Consider the following 2,968-nt stretch of genomic DNA (forward strand, 5'->3'; position numbering starts at 1 on the left):
CGCCAATAAGGTAGTTATATTTTTCACTCCTTTCTAGAATTCACCTTCTTTGTGTTTCAACCCCACTTTTGCGTTTCACCCCCACAGACGACTCCATAAGAAAGGCTTGCTTAAAAGCTCGTATAAGCTGCTTCCATCAGCAGGGCTAACTAAGTGCGAGTGCCAGCCCTAGCTTATTTTTGGATTGGGTATCATGTGGTTAATCGTTAATAACCGCATTACACTTTGACCCACGTTGGGCTTTTCAATGGGCCTAGTAGAATTAATGGCGTGCTCGGCATCACTTTGGACACCGAATGACTACTCCCAATTGAGTCAATCATACGAAGTCCTTTAATTCCACGCGATTGAAGTCTCTTGTTTTGGCAGTTTTTTATTGCGATTAGCTCTCTGTTTTCATCAAGCAGATAACTGGTTTTTCTGAGTATCAAACACATCCATGAGAATAGGAGTTACGTCCTTGAGTCATCACGAAATTCATAGAACTAATCGTGTCGGGTGGTTGCGTGCGTCTGTACTTGGTGCCAATGATGGCATCGTTTCTACAGCGAGCCTTATTATTGGTGTGGCAGCAGCTTCAGCGTCGCAAGAGAGTATTCTTTTGGCAGGCGTTGCTGGTTTAGTGGCAGGCGCTATGTCCATGGCAGCGGGTGAGTATGTATCCGTAAGCTCCCAGTCAGATACTGAAAATGCAGACATAGCGCTAGAAAGAAAATCGCTGGAAGATGATTTTGAGTTCGAGCAGCAAGAGCTTGCCGGCATCTATGAACAAAGAGGTGTAGAGCCTCGGTTGGCACAACAGGTTGCAGAACAGTTAATGAAGCACGATGCGCTGGGTGCGCATGCCCGGGATGAAATTGGCATTTCTGTCGATGGAAATGCTCGGCCAATTCAGGCTGCTCTGTCGTCAGCAGGCTCTTTTTTAGTAGGTGCGGCTTTGCCGCTAGGGGTCGCATGGTTAGCACCTGTGCATCTACTTATTGTGCTTGTCGCACTTGCATCATTAGTTTTTCTGGCGGTTCTGGGTAGCGTGGCTGCTAGTGCGGGCGGTGCCTCCATGATGGTTGGTGCCATCAGGGTAACCTTCTGGGGGGCTTTAGCCATGGCATTAACGGCAGGTGTCGGACGGGTTTTCGGCGTCGTTGCATAACGTTAGTTGGATAAGGCTTTCGTTAAAGGCAGCGCTTCGTCGTTACGGATAAGCAATTGCTAGCCTAAACTAAACACCGTTGGTTAGTGTCCCGCTCGCTCCGGTAGACCATCGTCGTTATATCCAGTAGTTTTAGTACGCTGTGAACAGGTTGCCATGCGATGCAGGCGTTTCGGCAATCTGGTTTTAACATTCAATATCAATATTCCCGTATTGAACAAAATCAGATGATAACTACAGAGTACAAAAATTAACGGACGCTTAGTGCAAAACTTGCTAATTAAATTTAGCTTCTATAGGGCGCTTTATTAATTTTTTATTTTGCATCGGCAATATTAAGGACTGCTTCGAATCCATTTTGTTTGCCTTTTGCAGGAGACTGCAGGTGTAAATGTATGTTGGCACCTGTGGCAATGGCGTCTGCAATAGCGAGACCGAGACCAGAGCCAGACGCATCGGTTTTTGAGCGAGTAAAGCGGTTGCGTAGCAGGTTGAGTTCATCTGCTGGCACGATATTTCCGCTATTGCGTACCCGAAGGTTACCGTCAGCGGATAGGGTGACCTCCACAGGGTGTTGGGGTGAGCCATGTTTGATTGCATTCTCGATCAGATTTCGAACCAGAATGGCGAAGGCATCAGGGTCGAAAAAAGAGTTCATTTCTCCCGCGGGCAGTGTCAGTGAAATTCGTCCCGGAGTCTGGTTTTCAAAATCCGCCACTATCAGAGCCAGAATGGGCACCAAGTTGTGTGTACGTTGCGCAATAGCGCCGCCGCCTTCGGCTTTGGCCAGTTCGAGTAGTTTCTCCGAGAGTGCTGATAGGCTACGCAGTGCGACCTCCACTTCAGTAACATTATCCCTTAGCGCGTCACTATGGAGCTGGGTTTTCAAGCGTTGAACCTTGGCAAGCGCCGTTGCCAAAGGGGTGCGTAATTCATGGGCACTATTAGCCGTAAAGCTGCGTTCAGCCTCAAGTGCACGCTGTAATCGTTCCAGCAAGCGGTTGACTGCGGCGGCGATGGGTTCAAATTCTCTAGGTAACTGATCAGCCGCTAAAGGAGTAAGATCTCCCGACCCTCGGGATTCTATCGATTGCTTGAATTCAACCACTTGCCGCAACGAGCGCCGGACAATCCACCAGACCCCCAACAGGCTAATCGGAACCAACAATATCAGCGGCAGCAGCAATGCCAAGCCTGCTTCCAAAGCGGCTTCGCGGCGATGGGTTAGCGGCTCGGCTACTTCTATGAAGAGGGTGCCACTAACAGCGGATGCGCCGTATATCCTGTATGTAGAGGTATTTGAAAATCCTTCCAGAGGAGATGCGTTAAATGCGCTGAGGTCGGCATCGTGAGATTGTAATAATAGGTTGCCTTGGCTATCTCTCACCAAATAAGTGAGGTATTCGTCGTGCTTTTTCAGGGTGGGCGCTATTCGGTTTCTCGAATTGTTTTCTCGGTTCAGAATGTCAGTAACGGCTAATGGCAGAATGCGTTGGGCGGTTTCTTCAAGGGCGCTGTCGAAAACTTCATTCATTTCGTGTTGTGCGATCAGTCCAGAGGCCGTCACACCGCACAACCAGAGTAAAGTGACACCCAGTGTGAGTCCAACGCCGAGGCGTTTTTGTAAGCTATTTTTATTGGCCATGTATTTCCAGTCGGTAACCCATCCCTCTCACCGTGACAATAGCATCGTGCCCTAGCTTTTTACGCAAACGGCTGACATAAACTTCGATGGTATTACTTTCTATTTCAGCCCCGAATGCGTAGAGGCGATCCTCAAGCTGTGAGCGTGACAATAAAATGCCGGGTCGCTGGATG

Annotated in this window: 3 protein-coding genes; 1 reads left to right on the plus strand and 2 read right to left on the minus strand. The window is 48.7% G+C overall.

Annotated features, from left to right (window positions below):
- The first annotated feature begins 460 nt into the window (after positions 1-460).
- Positions 461-1,150 carry a VIT1/CCC1 transporter family protein gene (locus tag AC0UA9_RS17155; RefSeq protein ID WP_475661922.1) on the plus strand — a complete coding sequence of 230 codons (690 nt, stop codon included), beginning with the start codon at positions 461-463 and terminating at the stop codon, positions 1,148-1,150.
- A gap of 316 nt (positions 1,151-1,466) precedes the next feature.
- Here the strand turns inward: AC0UA9_RS17155 and AC0UA9_RS17160 are convergent, their stop codons facing one another.
- The gene (locus AC0UA9_RS17160; RefSeq protein ID WP_475661925.1) at positions 1,467-2,795 is read right to left on the minus strand and encodes an ATP-binding protein; all 1,329 of its coding nucleotides are present in this window, start codon (positions 2,793-2,795) and stop codon (positions 1,467-1,469) included.
- A partial coding sequence (locus AC0UA9_RS17165; RefSeq protein WP_475661926.1) for a winged helix-turn-helix domain-containing protein occupies positions 2,785-2,968 on the minus strand: 184 nt, incomplete at its 5' end. The genes AC0UA9_RS17165 and AC0UA9_RS17160, both read right to left, overlap by 11 nt.

It is taken from the genome of Colwellia sp. F1 (genome assembly GCF_056238625.1).